At 68.0% G+C, this 19,913-nt stretch carries 13 protein-coding genes; 8 read left to right on the top strand and 5 right to left on the bottom strand.

Features of this window, described 5'->3' with window-relative positions:
• The first annotated feature begins 764 nt into the window (after positions 1-764).
• On the top strand, positions 765-1,409 hold the full coding sequence (locus PSC72_RS12100; RefSeq protein WP_274326127.1) for a hypothetical protein: 645 nt from the start codon (positions 765-767) through the stop codon (positions 1,407-1,409).
• A gap of 62 nt (positions 1,410-1,471) precedes the next feature.
• Complete coding sequence (locus PSC72_RS12095) at positions 1,472-2,536, top strand: NAD(P)/FAD-dependent oxidoreductase (RefSeq protein WP_274326126.1); 1,065 nt, start codon at positions 1,472-1,474, stop codon at positions 2,534-2,536.
• A gap of 108 nt (positions 2,537-2,644) precedes the next feature.
• Here the strand turns inward: PSC72_RS12095 and PSC72_RS12090 are convergent, their stop codons facing one another.
• The 5 genes from PSC72_RS12090 to PSC72_RS12070 form a co-directional block, all read right to left on the bottom strand.
• The gene (locus PSC72_RS12090) at positions 2,645-3,010 is read right to left on the bottom strand and encodes a PIN domain-containing protein (RefSeq protein ID WP_274326125.1); all 366 of its coding nucleotides are present in this window, start codon (positions 3,008-3,010) and stop codon (positions 2,645-2,647) included.
• Positions 3,011-3,241, bottom strand: coding sequence for an AbrB/MazE/SpoVT family DNA-binding domain-containing protein (locus tag PSC72_RS12085; RefSeq protein WP_274326124.1), 231 nt, complete (start codon positions 3,239-3,241; stop codon positions 3,011-3,013).
• Between the two features lie 123 nt (positions 3,242-3,364).
• Positions 3,365-4,684, bottom strand: a complete 1,320-nt coding sequence (gene melA / locus PSC72_RS12080) for an alpha-galactosidase (protein ID WP_274326123.1) — start codon at positions 4,682-4,684, stop codon at positions 3,365-3,367.
• Positions 4,685-4,774: 90 nt separating this feature from the next.
• Positions 4,775-6,841: an alkaline phosphatase PhoX gene (locus tag PSC72_RS12075; protein WP_274326122.1), complete on the bottom strand. Its 2,067-nt coding sequence runs from the start codon at positions 6,839-6,841 to the stop codon at positions 4,775-4,777.
• 296 nt (positions 6,842-7,137) lie between these two features.
• Positions 7,138-7,575: a hypothetical protein gene (locus PSC72_RS12070; protein WP_274326121.1), complete on the bottom strand. Its 438-nt coding sequence runs from the start codon at positions 7,573-7,575 to the stop codon at positions 7,138-7,140.
• A gap of 307 nt (positions 7,576-7,882) precedes the next feature.
• On the opposite strand from PSC72_RS12070, the gene PSC72_RS12065 reads away from it, so the two are divergent.
• From PSC72_RS12065 to PSC72_RS12040, 6 genes are all read left to right on the top strand, one after another.
• Positions 7,883-9,661 carry a type II/IV secretion system ATPase subunit gene (locus tag PSC72_RS12065; RefSeq protein WP_274326120.1) on the top strand — a complete coding sequence of 593 codons (1,779 nt, stop codon included), beginning with the start codon at positions 7,883-7,885 and terminating at the stop codon, positions 9,659-9,661.
• A 3-nt stretch (positions 9,662-9,664) separates the two neighbouring features.
• Positions 9,665-11,851, top strand: a complete 2,187-nt coding sequence (locus PSC72_RS12060; protein WP_274326119.1) for a type II secretion system F family protein — start codon at positions 9,665-9,667, stop codon at positions 11,849-11,851.
• A gap of 2 nt (positions 11,852-11,853) precedes the next feature.
• A complete protein-coding gene (locus PSC72_RS12055; protein WP_274326118.1) occupies positions 11,854-13,497 on the top strand; it encodes a hypothetical protein in 1,644 nt (547 codons plus the stop codon).
• 579 nt (positions 13,498-14,076) lie between these two features.
• Entirely contained in the window at positions 14,077-16,749 is a 2,673-nt protein-coding gene (locus tag PSC72_RS12050; RefSeq protein WP_274326117.1) for a sugar-binding domain-containing protein, read from the top strand.
• Positions 16,750-16,845: 96 nt separating this feature from the next.
• Complete coding sequence (locus PSC72_RS12045; RefSeq protein WP_274326116.1) at positions 16,846-18,765, top strand: glycoside hydrolase family 127 protein; 1,920 nt, start codon at positions 16,846-16,848, stop codon at positions 18,763-18,765.
• Between the two features lie 169 nt (positions 18,766-18,934).
• A complete protein-coding gene (locus tag PSC72_RS12040) occupies positions 18,935-19,891 on the top strand; it encodes an aldo/keto reductase (RefSeq protein ID WP_274326115.1) in 957 nt (318 codons plus the stop codon).
• Positions 19,892-19,913 lie beyond the last annotated feature (22 nt).

Genomic DNA, 19,913 nt, shown 5'->3' with positions numbered 1-19,913 from the left:
TGGTTTCGGCACTTGGCTCCGTCAGTAATGTTAGACGCGCAACGGTTTTACTTAAAACCGCAGGTTCGCGATCCAAATCCTCCGCGTTAGACGTTCTTGACAGTAAAATTGTGAAATTTTACAGGGAGTATGATCACGTGATCCGACGTAACTGTGATCGTTTCCGAACATTTGAATGAATTATCGTGATGGATGTCGTGCCACGAGACAGACTAACAGGGGAGTTCGTTTGGATGATGCAGTTCTGGCCTCTTTACCAGACCACGATTACGAAATCGCGGTAGGACGAGGGATCAAAGTGGCAGATAAAACCCGCCGCCCGCTCCGGACACAGTCACTGATCAAACACGGGTTGAGCGCCAGTTTGGTCCAGCGCCAGACTAGCAGCTGATTCAATATCAGTGTCACAAATACAGCGTGGAATAGGAGATAGTAGCGAGGACCGAACGTGATCGATTGAGGGGTGAAACGTTACATGTTCGTCGTGTAACGGAGTGTTTCACGACAGCGACGGGACCATCCGAGAGGGATAGACACTGTTTCAGGGTGTTCGTCTTCGTCAGCCCCGTTTATGACCTTCGAAGACGCGGAGATCCCTGCGGCGAGGTAACTATCGCCCGGAAAGCGCTCACGTGTCCGACTGAACTGTTGTTACAATCGTAATGCGCACAACACAGGTAAGCGACACATGAGCTGATCGCAGGCGCGCCATTACAATTCCTGCAGCGATCGATCCGCACAGTACGAGGACTCCGACGCAACTAATGACTACACCAGACGAAGGGGACACAACGGACACGCATAGCGCATCGTTCGACCGGCGAACCGTACTCAAGATGGCCGGAGGGACGGCGCTGACCGTCTCGCTCGTCTCAGGCACGGCCAGCGCACACCGGTCGAAGTTCTTCGGCTGCGAGCGCGTTTCCACCGGGACCGACGGCGACTTCGCGGTCGTCAGCGTCGACGGCGGCTACGAGTGCCGAGAGATGGAAAATGAAGGGCCGCTCGAGGACGTGCCTTGGAACTGGGACGCCCACAGTTACGTCGCTACAGAAGGCGAAGCCGTCGTCGGGTTCATGGCCGAGAACGAGGTGAGGGGCGACGACCGGGCGAACGAGGGGTGCTGGCTCTGCGTCAATCCGAACGCCTGCGCCGAGGACCGCTACGACAGTGCCGAACAGATCCGCGAGGAACTCGACAACATGACCTGTGGCCCCTGCGGGAGCGACGTGAACATCTCCGTTGGGTGCGAGCCGGCCGCCGAACCCGGTGACGACGAGACCGGATCGGAACCGGGAGACGAGTCGGGGGCAACCGACGACGCGACGGACTCCCCGGACGAGTTCCAGGGGCTCGTCCGGCAGCTGGAGCACCTGTTCAGGCAGGTCGGTTTCGAGTTCCGACGCTGAGTCGTGAGCCACCGGCGACAGAAGGCCGAGCACTGACAACCAGGCCGGTCCTAGCCGGGCCGATGCGTGACCGACTGTCCTACGACGTGGTCGTGGTGGGGGGCGGACCGGCGGGAGCGACGGCGGCGCTGTACACGACACGACTCGGGCATTCGACTGCCGTCTTCGAGAAAGAGGGCGGACGTCACGCCGCGGTGAACCACGTCCACAACGTCTACGGCGTCTCCGAGGACGTCTCCGGACGGGCGCTGTCGAGCCACGCCGTCGCCCAGCTCGAAGCGTACGGCGCCGACTACTACCTGGATCCCGTCGCGAACGTCCGGCGAGCCGACGGTAACGGCGACGGGTCGACCGACGGCCGGTTCGTCGTCGAGGCCGAGCACGCGACAGTCGCCGCCGAACGGGTCGTCCTCGCGACCGGGTTCACCGATCGGGAGCCGAGCGTCCCGGGACTCCAGACGTTCACCGGCCACGGGCTCCACTACTGCCTGCACTGCGACGGCTACCTCCTCGGTGACGCCAGCGCGTACGTCCTCGGGCACGGCGACCACGCGGCCGGCGTCGCGATGATCCTGCTCAACTTCACCGGCGACGTGGACCTCCTGCTGGACGGCCGCGACCCCGAGTGGAGCGACGACCGCGAGCGCCAGATCCGGGCCCACCCCGTCGAGCGCGTCGACACCGAGGTCACCCGGGCGTTCGCCGACGACGAGGACGACGACCGGCTCGGCGGCCTCGAATTCGCCGACGGCAGGGAGCGAGAGTACCGCGGCGGATTCGCCGTGTACGGCAAGTCCTACAACACCGGCCTCGCGGAATCGCTTGGCTGTGCGCTGGCCGACGACGGCGCGGTCGACGTCGACGAGCGCTTCGAGACGAGCGTCGACGGCGTCTACGCCGTAGGCGATCTCACGCACGGGCAGAACCAGACCGTCGTCGCGATGGGCGACGGTGCAAAGGCTGGGATGGCGATCGACAAGGACCTCCGCCGCTATCCCCGGCCACCGGGCGAGGAAGTCGACGAGTCGGCCGTCCCCAGTGCGCCCGCCGACCTCCGGTCGCGGATGCGACTGGTGCGCGAGCGCGACTCCCATCCCGGACTCGGGGAGTCCGAATCGGTCGAGTGATCAACGCCCGCCTCACGCCGACATCGACGGCGCTCGTCACGAGCGTCATTCCGGAGACCGACCGAAGGAAGTCGACGACAGAGCCGTTCTGAATACGACGACCGGTAACTACGCGTCTTCGAGCGCGAAGCGGTCGCTGAATCCGTCGTAGGAGCCGTCACTAGAGACGATCGTGTCGTCACTCGACTGGACGAGGTGGATCGCATCGAAGGGCGTGAACCCGTGGTCGGAAACGTAGGTCGCGGCAGCGAGGATGTCGTCCGGGTCTCCGTGCACGTCGAGCAACTCGATGGCGTTCGCGATGACCCGCTCGACGTCGCGGTCTTCGCGATAGGCGACCAGCAGGAGTTCGGCGAGCGTGAACTCGGAGGTCCAGAGGTCGTCGCGATGATCGCGGTAGACCGACTCGGCGGCGTCGCCGAGCCAGTCGTCGTCCTTGATGAGTGCGAGGAGAAAGTCGGTTTCCGCGTACATCTACGAGCCAGCCTCGTCGAGTGCCTGCTCGCGGGCGTCGTCGCGGAGTTCGTCGGCGGACTTATCCACGTCAGCGAACTCGTCGCGCAAGGCTTCGAGCGGATCTTCGGCAACGGGAACGAGTTTGAGACCGTCGTCGAGGCGGACGACCTGAAACCGGTCCCCGTACTCCTCGCGGAACTGCTTCGGGAGGGTGAACCGACCCCGGTCGTCGAGGGAAACTTCGGTCATTGCTTCGTGAGTAGAGTGGGCACGAACAAAAGTATTCCCACAACCGAGAAAATCGTGGGCGGTTTCGGATTTGGTGGCCCGAGACGCCATCCTCATCGACGACGACCGATCCGCGTCGGCCGATCAGTTCAGGTCGGGCAGGTATTCGGCGTTCGCCGCTAACAGGTCGTCGATCATCTCGTCGATCGCGTCCAGGTCCAGCGCCGCGGCGGTCAGGGGATCGAGTTTGATCGCCCGCCGGAGCGCGTCTTCGTCGTTATCGAGGCCGGCGCGGACGGCCTGCTCCTGGACGTTGACGTTCGTCCGGTTCAGCGCCGCCAGCTGGCCGGGGAGGTCGCCGACCGTCGTCGGGTGGATGCCGGTGCCGTCGACGAGACACGGCACCTCGACGCAGGCGTCGTCTGGGAGGTTGGCGATCGCGCCGGTGTCGTTGCGGACGTTGAGGTTCATCCGACGGACCGTGTCCGTCTCCCGCGAGTGGATGATGTGCGAGCCGTACTCCGAGGAGCGCTCCAGCGAGAGGTCCTCCTCGGCGGGGTCGAACTCGGCGTCGAGGTCGGGCTGGTAGGACTGCCAGTGCTCGAAGTACCGCCCGGTGGGCATCCACTCGATCGTGTAGTGGCCGAACGCCTCGGCAGGGGTGTACTCGTCGATGATATCCTGGTCGGTCCGGAAGTACGGCAGGTACTCGCTGAGGTGGTGACTCGACTCGGTGATGAACGCGCCGAAGTGCTCCATCACGTCGAATCGAACGGGGTCCTGCTCCCGAATCTCGGGGTCGTCGGCCGCCTCGCGGAGCGCGGGGTAGAGGTCCTCGCCGTCGTGGGTGAGGTCGAGGTACCACGCCATGTGGTTGATCCCGGCGACCTGGTGTTCGATCTCGTCGGCAGGGACGTCCAGATACCGGCCGATGGCTTCGGTCGTGTGCTGGACGCTGTGGCAGAGGCCGACCACCTCGACGTCGGTGGCCTCGTCGACGGCCCAGCACAGGATCGCCATCGGATTCGTGTAGTTCAGCAGGACGGCGTCGGGGCACAGCTCCTCCATCTCGCGGGCCATCTCCAGCAGCATCGGCATCGTCCGGAGCGCCCGGAAGACGCCGCCGGGACCGAGCGTGTCACCGACGGCCTGCTCGACGCCGTGTTCCTGCGGGATCCGTACCTCGTTCTCGAACGGTTCCTCGCCGCCGACGTTGACCATGTTCAGCACGTAGTCGGCGCCGTCGAGCGCCTCCCGGCGGTCGGTCGTCGCGCGGATCTCGGCGGGGAGGTCGTGTTCGTCGACGAGCGCCTCGCCGACCGCGGCCGTCCGGTCGAGTCGCCGCTCGTCGATGTCCATCAGCGTGATCGTGGCGTCCTGTAGCTCCTCGAAGGAGAGGATGTCCGTCATCAGGTTCTTCGCGAAGACGATGCTTCCCGCGCCGACGAAGGCGATCTCTGTCACGGATCGGTAGTCTGCGAGCGGCCACAAAGAGATTCTGAAGCGGGCAACAGTGCGACGAGCCCGGGAGTCAGTCGGCGCCGGACGCGCCGACTACCCCTGTCGCAGGGCCGTGTCGTCGTCGCGGAAGACGTACAGGCAGTCGTTGCTGTACGAGCGGCCGAACTGGTCTGCGTCTTCACAGCAGAGGACGCGGCCGTCCTCCATGACGAGGAGGTTGTCGACGTTGATGAGCGAGTCGTCGGCCACGTCGGCCGGGTCGCTGGCGTCCGGGCCGACGATGACGGGTTCGAGCGTCGAGACGTTGTAGTCGGATTCGAGCGTCCCGCGGTAGACCACGCCGCCGTCGACGCGGTCGAGGCCGAGGTCGCCGGTCTCGTCGGCCATGTCGTCGTTCAGCTCGGAGATGGCGAAGTAGACGTAGTCGCCGGGCGTCGCCTTGTCGACGCTGTCGACACCCTCGGCCTTGTTGAACTCGATGGTCGCGCCGATCTCCTTGGCCGCGGCGCGCGTCTCCAGGAACGGCACCTTCCGGAGGTCCTCGTCGACGTTGTCGGGATCGTTGGCGCTCCACTGCTCGGCCCACTGGACGATCTCCTCGTTCGAAATGTAGTTCTTGTTGCCGTTCTCGACGACCTCGCGGTCGGCCTCCTCGAGGACGGCCGCGGTGACCTCGTCGCCCTCCTCCCACGAGGAGTGGGCGGCGAGGTAGTCGGCCTGGGTCACGTCGTCGTACTCGGCGATCCACGACTCGACCTCCGCGTTCGTCGCGCTGCCGAGCGGCCACCACTCGATCTCGAGGGCGACCTCGGCGGGCGACTCCTGCCGCGCGGCGTCGGCGTTGGTGATCTTCGGCGCGTAGAGCGTCCCTTCGACGTCCATCGGGTCCTCGTAGCTGTGGATCGGACGCTCGGCCTCGAACTTGTAGACGCCCTTGCTGTCGCCGTCGGAGCACTCGTAGACCGTCTTCTTGTTCTGCTGGACGTCGGGCGCCTCCCAGGCGGCCCGACCCATCACGTAGTACTTCACCGGCTTCGGCGTCTCCGCCGTCGGCTCGCGGATGTCGAGGTGATAGCCGTAGCGGTACGGGTTCGGGTAGACGTCGGCGATGGGCTCGGTGGTGTTCTGCTGGTCGGCCCCGTCGGCGTACGGCGGCGCCGACTGGTCAACGCGCTCGGCGCCGAGGTAGTACGCCAGGAACTCGACGCCGGTCAGCGCCCAGTACCCCTGCACGAACCACGAGTTGTCGCCGTAGTACTCGTCTATCGCCGACTGGATCGAACTCGGGTTCGGCCGATTCCAGAACTGGCAGGCGCCGATGCGGCCCTTGCCGGTGCCCGCGTCGACGATGTCGCCGACGGTCGCGGTGAGCGAGACGCGCGTGTGAGCGTAGTTCTCCTCCGAGGAGAGCATCGTGCCCCACGGGCTCATGTCGCCGTAGCAGTTGATGCGGGTCCCGCCGATCTCCCGCATCGCGTCGGTGTTGGCGAGGTTCATCGCGTTCTCCAGGTCGGCGTGCCACTCGCCGTCGCTGTCCTGGCTGAGCGGGATGCGCGAGACGTTCCCGGGGCTGTTCTCCCAGTTGGTGAACAGGTACCCCTCGGTGCGCGCGCCGTTCGTCGCGACGAACTGGTTGCAGTCCGGGTTGAACCCGGCGTCGCCGTACTGCGTGCCGGCGAAGTTGTCCTGCGCGAGGTCCCACCCGTCAGGCGTCTGGACGACGCCGAGGCGCTCGCTCCCGTCGCCGATCGGGTCCTGCTCCCGGACGAGGAACGTGTACTCGCCCGCCGCGGCCCGGACGCGCCCGCGTTCTTCCTCCGTCGCGGGCGCCGGTAGCTCCTCGAAGTCGTCGTTCGTCCCGTCGAACTCGAACGAGAAGCCGCTGAAGTAGCCGATGCCCGCGCGGTTGTACTCGCCGGGGTTGTCGCGGCTCGGGTGCTGGAGGCTGTACAGCAGCGACCCGTCGTCGAAGACGTACGGGCCGGTCACCTCCGCGCCGAAGGCCGTCGACGAGAACCGCTTGAGTTCCCCCTTGACTGTCGGTGCGCCGTCTGTCTGTCCGTCGTCCGCCGCCGCCCCGCTCGCGACGCCGGACACGCTCGCGCCCAGCGCCGCCGCCGCGGACGACGCCAGGAGCGTTCGCCGGTTGAGATCGACCATGCGTCCGGGTGGTCCGCTGTTCGGAAGGTGAACGCTTCTAATAGTGATATATCCCGGTCTGTTGCGGGACGAGTGATATTGCGTGCTATGTAGTCACCCGACCGTCGCCGACAGCCCCTGCCCGAACCGAACGGTCACTGGACCGGATCAGGCTGGACCGGGACCAGCCTCGCCGAAGTTCGTGGCCAGCGCCCACCGGGTGAGCACGTCGAAACGATGGGAGGAGCGCGGACAGCCTCGAACAGAAGGCGAGAACGTGCGCGGTCTCGAACCGGTTCCCTGGTACCGCGGGCGTCTCAGGCGGGATCGGCGGCCCGCTCGACGTCGTCCGTCTCGACCGCCGACCGGATCTCCGAAGCGCGTCGGCGGACTGCGCCGACGTAGCGTTCGACCTCGCTCGGCCGCTTCCCGTAGAACGAGGCGACCCAGTTCGTGTCCGTCCCCGGCATCGTCAGGAAGTAGGCGGCGAGCGTGTCACGGCCCGCCTGAACCACCTCGGGTGGAACCCCTCGCTCGCCGGTTCCCGCTTCCTGGAACCCGTTCGTATCGAAGTAGACGTCGGCGTACAGCGTCGCCGTCCGCGGGTCGTCGAAGGTCATCGCGACGTGTTCCGGCGCCTCGAACCGGTACCGCGAGTCCGCGCCTTCCTCGGTCGCGACCTCGACGACGCGAACGTCGAGGACGTAGTCTTCGTACACGGTCTCCGTTCCGTCGGCGTGTTCGGGTCCTGTCATGGTGAATCGGTCGACGTGGTCGGTCGGCGCCCCGCGGCGCAGGCCGCGGGACCCGGACGTACGGGAGGCCGGTACCCCCGCGGAAGTGAACGTTGCTAGTAGCGGTGTGTCCCCCTACGTACCGCTCGGGAGTGCTACCGAGAGACGGGCCGGCCCCCTGAGAGACCTCGTCGGCGCCACGGCAACACCGCGATACTGTCTCCGTGCCCGATACGTCTTTGTCAACTACTTACCGGGACCGTACGGAACTGTCGTCGGATACTGCACTGTCTTTTTGACGCTCGATTCGAAACGTAGGGGCGATCGAATGAGCGACGAACCCGCGCCGACGGACTCCCCGGACACGAGGGAGTCGTTCGTCCTCGACGACATCGACGAGGCGGTCACCGAGGAAGCGATCGACCACACCCTCGACAGCGGCGCGGGCGAGGCGACGGTGTCCCGCGAGGAGGTCGAGACGGAGATCATGGGCGACATCGTCGAGTACTTCGAGTCGGTCTACGAGCCGGAGGCGCTGGGGATCGACGCGCCGACCGAGGCGGCCGTGCGCCAGCGGTGGTTCGACTTCGACTACCTCGAGGAGTACGACCTGGTCTCGTGGCGCTGGTCGCGCCGGCCCTACTCCTACACGGCCATCGTCTACGACCCGGCGGAGAACGAACACCGCTACCACGTCGACGCGCCGACGCTGACGGAGTTCGAGCAGTACGTCCGCGAGGACCTGACGCGGATCCTCCGCCAGGACCTCATGCACCGGGACATCGGCGCCGAGGAGGAGCGCGACGAGATCTTCGAACTGGAGGTCCAGCGCGTGTTCGACGAACACGCCGCGGCCGTGCCGCCCGCTCCGCTCCTGCGGATCCTGTACTACCTGCGCCGTGACTTCGTCCGCTACGGGAAGATCGACCCGCTGATGGGCGACCCCGCCATCGAGGACATCTCCTGTGACGGCGTGGACGTCCCGCTGTTCGTCTACCACGGCGCCTATCGCGACCTGGAGACGAACCTCTCGTTCACCGAGGCGCGCCTCGACGCGTTCGTGACGCGACTGGCCCAGCGGGCGGGCAAGTCGCTGACCGCGGCGGACCCGCTGCTCGACGCCAGCCTGCCCGACGGCTCGCGGGCGCAGTTCACGCTCGGGTCGGACATCAGCCTCCGCGGGTCGACGTTCACGATCCGGCGGTTCTCGGAGGACCCGTTCACCCCGACCGACCTCATCGACTTCGAGACGTTCAGCCTCGACCAGATGGCCTACCTGTGGCTGCTCGTCGAGAACGGCAAGTCCGTCGTGTTCGCCGGCGGGACCGGGTCGGGCAAGACGACCAGCCTGAACGCCATCTCCTATTTCATCCCGCCGGGCAACAAGATCGTCTCCATCGAGGACACGCCGGAGCTACGGCTCCCTCACGAGAACTGGGTGCGCAACGTCACCCGCTCGTCGTCGACCGCCGACGGACAGGGTGCGGTCACCATGTTCGACCTGCTGGAGTCGGCGCTGCGCCAGCGGCCGGAGTTCCTGCTGGTCGGGGAGATCCGCGCGAACCCGCAGGTCGCGTTCACGTTCTTCCAGGCCATCTCGACCGGCCACACCGCCTACACGACGTTCCACGCCGACTCCGCGGAGGGCGCGATGCGCCGTCTGGAGAACGAGCCGCTGAACATCCCGCGACAGATGATCGGGAGCCTCGACGTCGTCTCCATCCAGCGGCAGGTCACCAAGGGCCCCCGGCGCGTCAGGCGCAACCACAAGCTGGTGGAACTGACGCCCGCGCCCGACGCGGACGGCGGCGTCAGGACCCGCGACGTGTTCGGGCGCGACCCCGCGAGCGACTCGATGGAACAGCGGGCGCCGTCGGCGCTCCTCCAGGAGATCAAGTACGAGCGCGGCTGGGACGACAGGCAACTGCGGCGCGAACTCTCCCTGCGTCGGGAGGTGTTGCGGTACCTCCTCCGCGAGGACATCCGCCACCACGAGAGCGTCGGGCGCGTGATCCACACCTTCTACCGCAAGCCCCAGACCGTCCTCGAACAGATCCGGGCCGACGAACTCGACCCGGCCGACCTCCCGGCCCAGCGGAGCGAGTGACCGATGCCCGACGACGAAGCCCGACCGCCCGGAGCGGACTCGGACGTCGAGGCCGACCCGCGGGAGGAGTGGACCGCCCGCCGCGAGGAGACAGACGACCTCGGTGCGGACCACCCTGACGGCCGCTCGGATCGGGACACGGCAGTCACAGCCGACGGGGAGGCGCTCGGCGACACGGACACGGAGGCGACAGCCGCGCACAACCCCGAGGAGTCGTTCCTGCGACCGAGCGGCGCGACCGCCGGGTTCGAGTCCATCGACCGGGAAGACCTGCGCGAGCATTACGGCCCGATCCGGACGTTCTTCAAGCGCCGCGCGGGCCGGTACCAGGCGTTCCAGCGCCGGCTCACCCAGGCGTGGCTCCGCGACACCTACGACATCTACCTCGCGGCGATGGTCGGTCACATGATACTGATCGTCGCCGCCGCGGTCGCCCTCGCCCTCGTGGCGAGCGTCGGCCTCCTCGCGGCGGCCCACTTCTGGACGCTCTCGGGGCTCACCGGCGCGACCGGGCTCTCGGTGCCGGCGCTGGCGGGGAGCGTCGCCGGCGCGCTCGTGGCGGGCGGCGTCGTCGCCGCGGGGTTGTATTACCTGTGGCGACGGGTCTACCGGGTTCGGATGCGCATCGACCGGCGCCGCCGCGAGATCGATTACAACCTGCCCTACGCGCTGACGTTCATGTACGCCCTCTCGCGTGCGGGCGTCAGCTTCGACCGGATCCTCGTCCGGCTGGCGGACGCCGAGGAGACCTACGGGGCGGTCTCCCAGGAGTTCGACCGCGTGGTCCGCGACGTCGAGGTGTTCGGCAACAACCTCTACATCGGGCTGGAGAACCTCCGGGCGGTCACGCCCAGCACGGAACTGCGGCGGTTCACCGACGACATCACGACCGTCCTGGAGAGCGGCGGCGACATCTCCGGGTTCCTGCGTGACGAGGTCGACGACCAGCTCGACGCCGCGGTCGAGGCCCAGGAGGCCTACGTCGAGCGCCTCGAACTGCTGAGCGAGGTGTTCGTCGTCGGGTTCGTCGCCGCGCCGCTGTTCCTGCTGGTCGTGCTGATCGTCGTGAGCTTCCTCGGCGAGGAGACGCTGGACGCGATCCGGCTGCTGATCTACGTCGCGATCCCGCTGGCGCTGACCGGCTTCGCGGTGCTGATCGACGTCGTCAGCCAGCCGTTCCGGTCGACGCCCGTCGAGTTCTCGCCCGGCCGGGCGCGCCCCGCGCCGCCGGCCCCCGGCGAGGCCGACCCCGACTGGCGAGAGGAGTACCAGCGCACCAAGCGCCTGCAGGGCATCCGCACCCGACTCGTGAATCAACTCGTTCAGGTGCGCGAGGCGCCCGAGCGGGCGTTCCTCTTCTCGGTCCCGATCGCCGTCGCGCTGCCGGCCGCGGGCGTGCTGACCGGCGCCGTCCCGCTGGGCGTGGACGCGATGGTCGCGAACCCGGTCGCGGTGTCGACCGAACTCGTCGTCGCGCCGCTGGTCGTCGCGACCGCGCCGGTCGCGGTCGTCTACGAGTACCGGGCGCGCCAGGAGGCCGCCTTCCAGCGGCGCTTCCCCGACGTCCTCGACCTGCTGGCGGTGAGCAACCGCCGGGGGCTCTCGCTGACCGCGGCGCTGGCGATCGTCGCCGACTCGACGTCGGGCCGGATCGGGGCCGAACTCGAACGGCTCCGCAACGACATCCGGTGGAACTTCGACACCGCCGAGGCGTTCGAGGCGTTCGGCGACCGCATCGCCTCGCCCGAGCTGACGCGGACGGTGAAGCTCGTCGCCGAGGGGAGCCGCGCCACCAGCGACCTCCACACGGTCCTCGACGTCGCCGCCGCCGACACGGCCGAGCGGGCGCGCCGCCGCAGCCAGCGCCGACAGGCCCTCCAGTCGTACCTCGCGATCATCGTCATCGGCTTCCTCGTCTACCTGCTGGTCGTGTTGATGCTGTCGACGAGCTTCCTCGACCCGATCGAGACCTACGCCGCGGAACTCCCGCCCGCGGTCGACAGCGGGCCGGTGAGCCTCGCCGCGATCCCCGTCGACCAGTACCGGACGGTCCTGTTCCACTCCGCGCTCATCCAGGGCTTCGGGAGCGGGCTGCTCGCGGGGAAGCTCGCCGAGGACAGCCTCTACGCCGGCCTCAAGTACGCCATCGGACTGCTCGTCGTCGCCGTCGTCGCGTTCACCATCGTCTAACCATGCGAACACGAAAGCACACGCCAGCGCGGTCGTCGGTCTCGCTCCGGGCGGACACCCGAGCCGTCTCGCCGGTCATCGGCGCGGTGTTCCTGCTCGCCATCGCCGTCCTCTCGATCGGCGTCTTCCAGACGACGGCGATCCCGGCGCTGAACTCCCAGGTCGAGTTCGAACACAGCCAGGAGGTGCAGTCGGACGTCGTCGGGCTCGCGGCGACGGCCGACCGCGTCGCCGACGGCGGCCGCGCCCAGCGTACGACGGTCTCGCTCGGCCTCCGATACCCGACGCGGCTGTTCTTCGTCAACCCGCCGCCCGTCAGCGGGACGCTCCGGACGACGGAAGCCGGCACGGTCGCCCTCGAAAACGTCCGGGCGGCCGGCGAGACCGGCGACTACTGGAACGGGACGACGCGCACGGTCCAGACGCGCGCGGTCGTCTACGCCCCCGACTACAACGAATACGGCGCGGCGCCGACGACCGTCTTCGAACCGTGGGTCGTATACGACATCGCCGGCGACCGGAGCCTGGCGCGGACGGCGACCGACCTCGTCGACGGCCGGCGGATCTCGCTCGTCGCCCTCGACGGCCGGTTTTCGCGGTCTGCCCCCGGCCGGGTGAGCGTCTCCGTCAGCCCGGCGAGCGCGCCGGTCGAGACAGTGACCGTCGCCAACGGGACCGATCCCGTTACGCTCACCGTCCCGACGCGGCTGCGGAACGACACGTGGGCGGAGCTGCTCGCCGACGAACTCGACCGGGCGGGCGCCGAGGACGACCGCTACGTGACTGCGTTCAGTTGCGAACGGGAGCCGCCGTCCCCGTGCGGGAACCTCACGCTGACGCTCGAACGGGGCACCTACGAACTCGCGCTCGGCGAAGTGGCCGTCGGGGACCACGCGAGCGAGCCGTCGGCCGCGTACCTCACCGACAGCGACGGGAACGCGTCGAGCGTCCTCGAAACCGGGCGCCAGCGGCTCGCGGTCGCGGCGCGCGACCGCTTCGACAACCCCGTCAGCGGCGTCTCGGTGACCGCCGCAGTCACCGAGGGACCGGGGACCGTGCGGCCCGTCTCACCGGTGACCGACGGCGACGGCCGGGCAGCGTTCGTCTACGACGCGCCCGACGACGTCGAGGAGACGCAGTCGGTCACCGTCACGGCGCAGTTCGGCGCCGGCGACGCGCGGCGCACCGCGACGTTCGACCTGCGACTCGTCGACCGAGGTGCGGGAACGACGGAGCCGGGAGGGGACGAACCCGATCCCGGCGCAGGCGGGGGCAACGAGTCGACGAGCGCCGCGGCGGTCAGCACGGTCGGTGGGACCGTCGACAGCAGCAACGTCGGCGGCCAGGGCCGCGGCCGCGAGGTGTCGTTCGCACTCCGGGCCGACCGCTCGGTCACGGTCACCGGGATCTCGGTCGCGACGCGGAACGACCTCGCCGGCCGGCAGTACGTGGACAGGGACACCACCGTCGGCGGTTCGGTGCCCTCGACGACGGTCTCCGGGCAGTTCTCTGTCGCAATCCGCGACATCAGCGGGAGCGGCGACCTCGGGGTGAGCGAGTTCGTCGACCCGACCAGCGACGGAGCAGATCTGGTGGTCACGGTAGAGTTCGCGGACGGCAGTTCCAGAACGATCGGCATCGGGTGATCGCGTCCCCGGAGCGCGACGCCGTTGCGCCGCCCGGTCGACGGCATCCCACGCGCGGACCCGGCGTCTGTAGTGTCGGACCCGGTCACGCCTCGTCGCATCAATTCTATTTCTTATATGTGAAGTAAACCGATACTATACGGGGCCGACAATCGACGGTCCGATCGCGCTCAGTCTCCATTTCGACGCGGAAAGCGGGTTCTGTCCGCCACAGACGGTGTACTGGAGAATCTCGTGACTGCTCACCCACCGGCCGCGTCCAGAGATTGTGAACATCGTCAGCACCACGCCAGACCGATGACTAGAACGGTCTCACCGGAAATCACGGATGGAGGACGGGCAGTCTCGTGCGAACGCCGAAAAACGGTTGAACGATTTACATTTCGATAGAACGAGAGAAATAATTGTATTCCATCATTTGTCGCCTCAGTAAACCGACCCGGATCCGGGCGCCCCGAAGGAGACGCGAGCGCCGCCGCGAAGATGAGAGTGGCCGATCCACCGTCGCCCCTCCCGACGGGCCCCCCGAGACCACGACCGACGGTAGTATTTTGGCCCGCGGACCAGAATCGTCGGGCCATGGAGACACCGAACGACGAGGGCCGCATCACGGTTTCGCTCGACGGCGAGTGGCTGTTCGCGACCGACCCCGACGACGGCGAACAGCGGGCGCTCGCCGACCCCGACGCGGACTGGTCGAGCACCGAGCGCGTGAGCGTTCCCCACGCCTGGCAGGAAGACGAGGCCTACCGCGAGTACACCGGGACGGCGTGGTACCGGACGACCGTCGAGTACGACGGGCGCGGCGACCGCGTCTTCCTGCGGTTCGGTGCCGTCGACTACGAGGCGACCGTCTACGTGGACGGCCAGCGGGTCGGGTCCAACCGCGAGGGGTACCTCCCGTTCGAGGTGGAGGTGACCGACGCCGTCTCGCCGGGCGAGACCGTCGTCGTCGTCGAAGTGACCGACCCCGAGGACCTCTCGGAGATCCCCCACGGCAAGCAGGGCGCGCCGTGGTACACGCGGGTCAGCGGCATCTGGCAGTCGGTCACGCTCGAATCCCGTCCCGAACGCTTCGTCGAGGACGTGGCGGTCACGCCGGATCTGGACGACGACACCGCGTCGGTGGACGTGGCGGTCGATGGCGACCACGAGGGGGGCCGACGCGACCTCGACGCCGCGATCACCGTCTCCCGAGATGGCGACGACGTCGCCACGGCGACATGCGAGATCGAAGACGGCGAGGGAACGTGCACGCTCTCGATCCCCGACGCCGACTACTGGACGCCGGACGATCCCTCGCTCTACGACGTGCGCGTCGAACTCCGGGACGGCGACGGGACGATCGACGCGACGGAGACGTACTTCGGGATGCGCAGCGTCGACGCCGACGGCAACCGCCTCTATCTCAACGGCGACCCGTTCTACGTCCGCGGCGCGCTCGACCAGGCGTACTACCCGGACACGCTCTATCGCCCCTTCGACGACGACCTGTTCGAGTACGAGATCCGGACCGCGAAGGACCTCGGGTTCAACATGCTGCGCAAGCACATCAAGCCGGCCCACCCCGACTTCATCGAGGCGGCCGACCGCCTGGGGATCCTCGTCTGGGAGGAGCCGGCGAACCCGACGGTCTACTCCGAGCGCTCGAAGCGGGAGGTCCGCGAGCAGTTGCGAGGGATGATCGACCGCGACTACAACAGCCCGAGCGTCGTCGCCTGGAGCATCTACAACGAGGAATGGGGCATCGGCCTCGACCAGTCGGACTTCTCCGACCACGAGGGCCGGCTGTGGAACGACGCGGAGAAACAGGAGTACCTGACCGAACTCTTTCACGAGACCACGGAGCGGGACCCGACGCGGCTCGTCTGCGACAACTCCGGGTGGGCCCACGTCGCGACGGAGATCAACGACTACCACGAGTACTACGTCAGCCCCGACCGCGCGGAACCGTGGGCCGACGCCCTCGACGACATCGCGGCGAACCCCGGAGACAACTACGCGACCGAGAACACGCCGGCCGAGGACGCCCCGATCCTGATCTCCGAGTTCGGGACGTGGGGGTTCCCGGACCTGCCGAAGCTCCGCGAGCACTACGACGGCGACCCGTCGTGGTTCTCCCACGACTTCCTCGACGACCCGCTCAAGCGGCCGGAAGGCGTCGACGAGCGCTACGAGGCGACCGACCTCCCCGAGGTCTTCGACGGGTACGACGACCTCGCGGAGGCGTGGCAGCGCCGCGAGTCCGTCTCGCTGAAAGGCGTCATCGAGGAGATGCGGACCCACGAGGCCGTCGCCGGCTACGTCCTCACCGAGTTCTCCGACATCGAGTGGGAGTTCAACGGCGTCCTCGACTACCTCCGCGATCCCAAGGGCTTCACCGACGAGTTCACCACCGTCAACGGCGAGGTGCTGGTCGCGATCGAACCTGACACCCACGCCGTCGCGCCCGGCGGCGAGGTCACCGCGGACGTCCGCATCGTCAACGACACGACCGAGACGCTGGAGGGCGAACTCCGCTGGGACGGCCCAGGATCGGAGGGAACGCGGTCGGTCTCTGTCGACGGGTTCGGAACGACGACCGTCGAGGAAGCGATCACGCTGTCGCCCGGCGCTGATGCCGTGACCCGTGCCCATACGCTCGACGTGACGTTCGAGGCCGCGGACCGGGAGGTCTCGAACGAGGAACCGGTGTTCGTCGTCGCGAGCGAGGCGCCCGACCGGACGGTCTACGCCGACGAGCCGCTGGCCGCTGCACTGGAAACCGAGGGCGTCGCCGTCACCGACGACCTCGGCGCGGCCGACGTGGCGGCGGTCACCGCTGTCGACGCCGCGGTCTCCGAGTTCGTCGAGGCGGGCGGCGCCGCGCTGGTCGTCCCCGGAACCGACGGGCGCATGGCCGAGTCCGACGCCGTCGACTACCGGAGCCTCCCCGCCGGCGAGAGCTGGAACCTCGTCTCGTCGCTCCTGTACCAGGACAGCGACCTCCTGGCGGACCTCTGTACCGACGCCCGGGTCGGCTGGGCGTTCGAGGACCTGTTCCCCTACGACCTGGTGGAAGACCTCGATCCAGCGGCCGACGAGATCCACGTCGGATCCGTCGAGGGCTGGATCGCCAACTGGGGGAGCCCCCTCGTGGTCCGCGGCCGCGGCGACGGCCGGCTCTGTCACTGCACGTTCCGGGTCACCGACCGGTACGGCGAGCAGCCGACCGCGACCGCGCTGGTCGACCGACTCCTCCGGTACCTCTGAGGAGAGCGAAGCGCCGGTGCCTCCGGCGATTCGGGGCCGCCCGCGGGTGGCGACCAGTACCGTTATTCCCCCCTCGGACGATGTGCGAGTCGACACATGACGGTCCCGCAGTATTCGGTCGACGTGGACGAGGTGGAGATCGACGACGAGTTCTGGTCGCCGTGGATCCGACGCAACCGAACGGAGACCATCGAGTACCAGTACGAGCAACTGGAGGAATCGGGAAGCCTCGAGAACTTCCGCCGCGTCATCGACGGGAAAGAGGGCGGTTTCAGCGGCATGTGGTTCCAGGACAGCGACGCCTACAAGTGGATAGAGGCGGCGAGCTACGAGCTCGCCAAGGCCGACGACCCCGACCTGCGCGAGCGCGTCGACGAGGTGATCGACCTGGTCGCCCGCGCCCAGCGCGATGACGGCTACGTCAACACCTACTTCCAGCTCGTCGAGCCCGACAAGCGGTGGACGAACCTCAACATGCTCCACGAGCTGTACTGCGGCGGCCACCTCATCGAGGCGGCGGTGGCTCACTACCGGGCCACCGGCGACCGGACGCTGCTGGACGTGGGGATCGGGTTCGCAGACCACGTCGACGACGTCTTCGGCGACGAGATCGACGGCGTCCCCGGCCACGAGGAGATCGAACTCGCCCTGATCAAGCTCTACCGCGTGACGGGCGAGGAGCGCTACCTCGACCGCGCGACGTACTTCGTCGACCGACGGGGCCACGACGACCGCCTCGCCTGGGAGTTCGAGCACCTCGACGAGGTCGCCGGCCACGAGTACAACGACGGCGACGGCGCCGCCGAGGGCGCGAAGGTCGTCTTCCTCGACGACGACGGCGAGTACGACGGTCGCTACGCCCAGGACCACGCGCCCGTCCGCGAACAGGACACCGTCGAGGGCCACTCCGTCCGCGCGATGTACCTCTTCGCCGCCGTCACCGACCTCGTCGAGGAGACCGGCGACGAGGAGCTGTGGGCCGCGATGGAGCGCCTCTGGGAGAACATGACGAAAAAGCGGATGTACGTCACCGGCGGCATCGGCCCGGCGCACGAACACGAGGGGTTCACCGAGGACTACGACCTGCCGAACGAGACGGCCTACGCCGAGACCTGCGCCGCCATCGGGAGCATCTTCTGGAACCAGCGACTGCTCGACCGGACGGGCGAGGCGAAGTACGCCGACCTCATCGAGCGGACGCTGTACAACGGCTTCCTCGCGGGCGTCGGCCTCGACGGGAAGCGCTTCTTCTACGTCAACCCGCTCGCGAGTTCCGGCGACCACCACCGCAAGGGCTGGTTCACCTGCGCCTGCTGCCCGCCGAACGCCGCGCGCCTGTTCGCCTCGCTCGGACAGTACCTCTACTCGAAGCGCGACGGCGAACTCTACGTCGACCAGTTCGTCGGCAGTCGCCTCGACACGACGGTCGACGGCGTGGACGTGACCGTCGAGCAGTCGAGTTCGCTCCCCTGGGATCCCGAGGCGACGCTCGAAATCGACGCCGACGGGCGCGTCCCGGTCAACGTCCGGATCCCCGAGTGGGCCACCGACGCGACCATCGAGATCGACGGCGATGAAGTCGACGTCGACGGCGACGGGTTCGTCCGCCTCGACCGCGAGTGGGACGGCGAGACCGTCGCGGTCACGCTCGACCGGGAGACGGAACTGGTCGCCGCCCACCCGGCCGTCGAGGACGACGCCGGCCGCGTCGCGGTCGAGCGCGCGCCGCTGGTCTACGCCGCCGAGGCAGTCGACAACGACCGCCCGCTCCACCAGTACGCCGTGCCGACGGGCGCCGATGCCGAGGCGACCCACGACCCCTCGCTCCTGGAAGGCGTGACGACGCTCGAAATGGACGCGACGGTCCCCGATCTCGACGGCTGGGAGGGGTCGCTGTACCGTTCAGCTAGCGAGACAGGATCCGAGGCGGCGGATCTCACGCTCGTCCCGTACTACGCCTGGGACAACCGCGACGCCGGCGATATGCAGGTCTGGCACCGCTCGGACCTGCCCTGAGACGCCGGCGACGGCGACTCCGCGGCCCCGCGACCCGGGCTTTGTCCCGCGCCACACTGCGCCACACCGTCGCACCACACCGCGTCACACCGCGCCACATTGCGCCACACCGCACCACCGCACTTCCTGGACCACGGGTGCTTTTGCCCCTCGCGCCGCCAGATCGGGCATGGACGAACTCCCGCTCGGCACGACCGGAGAGACGGTCAGCCCGCTCTGTCTCGGCGCGATGTACTTCGGCAGCCGGACCGACCCGGAGACCTCGCGGGCGATCCTGGACCGCTACTACGAGGCGGGCGGCCGCTTCCTCGACACGGCCAACATCTACGCGACGTGGGTCGACGGCCACGACGAGCCCGCGAGCGAACCGTTCCTCGGCGAGTGGATGGCCGACCGCGGCAATCGCGACGAGATGTTCCTCGCGACGAAGGTCGGGTTCGACTACGGCGACGTCCCGCAGTCGCTGGACCCCGACCTGATCGAACGGGAAGTTGAGAAGAGCCTCGACCGCCTCGGCACCGACTACGTCGACCTGCTGTACGCCCACGTCGACGACCGCGAGACGCCGCTCGCGGAGACGATGGCCGCCTTCGACCGGCTGGTCGAATCAGGGACGGTCCGCCACATCGGGGCCAGCAACTACCACGGGTGGCGGCTCGCTCGCGCGAACACGCTCGCCGAGGAGCGCGGGCTAACGGAGTTCAGTTGCGTCCAGCCGCGGTTCTCGTATCTCGTCCCGCACCGGAACGCGGACTTCGCGCCCCAGCGGCCGGCCACCGACGAACTCGTCACGTACTGCGACGACCACGACCTGACGATGCTCCCGTACTCGCCGCTCCTGCAGGGGTGCTACGGCCGCGACGACCGACGGATCCCCGAGGGGTACGTCACGACGGAGAACCGCCTGAAGATGGAGGCGGTGCAGGATATCGCCGAGCGGAAGGACGCCTCGGGCAACCAGGTCGCCCTCGCGTGGATGACCCAGCGGGATCCGCCGACGATCCCGGTCGTCGGCTATAGCTCGGTCGAACAGCTCGAGGAGAACATCGCGGCGCTGGACCTGGAGTTGAGCGACGCGGAGATGGAACGGCTGAACGGTATCGAGACGCTCGGCGGGTTGCAGTAGCGGCCCCGTCCGGCGGCGCGAG

The sequence above is a fragment of the Halosimplex aquaticum genome (genome assembly GCF_028747785.1).
In the GTDB taxonomy this organism is placed as follows: domain Archaea; phylum Halobacteriota; class Halobacteria; order Halobacteriales; family Haloarculaceae; genus Halosimplex; species Halosimplex aquaticum.
The sequence above is the reverse complement of the archived record's forward strand: the minus strand, read 5'-3'. Positions and strand labels throughout refer to the sequence as shown.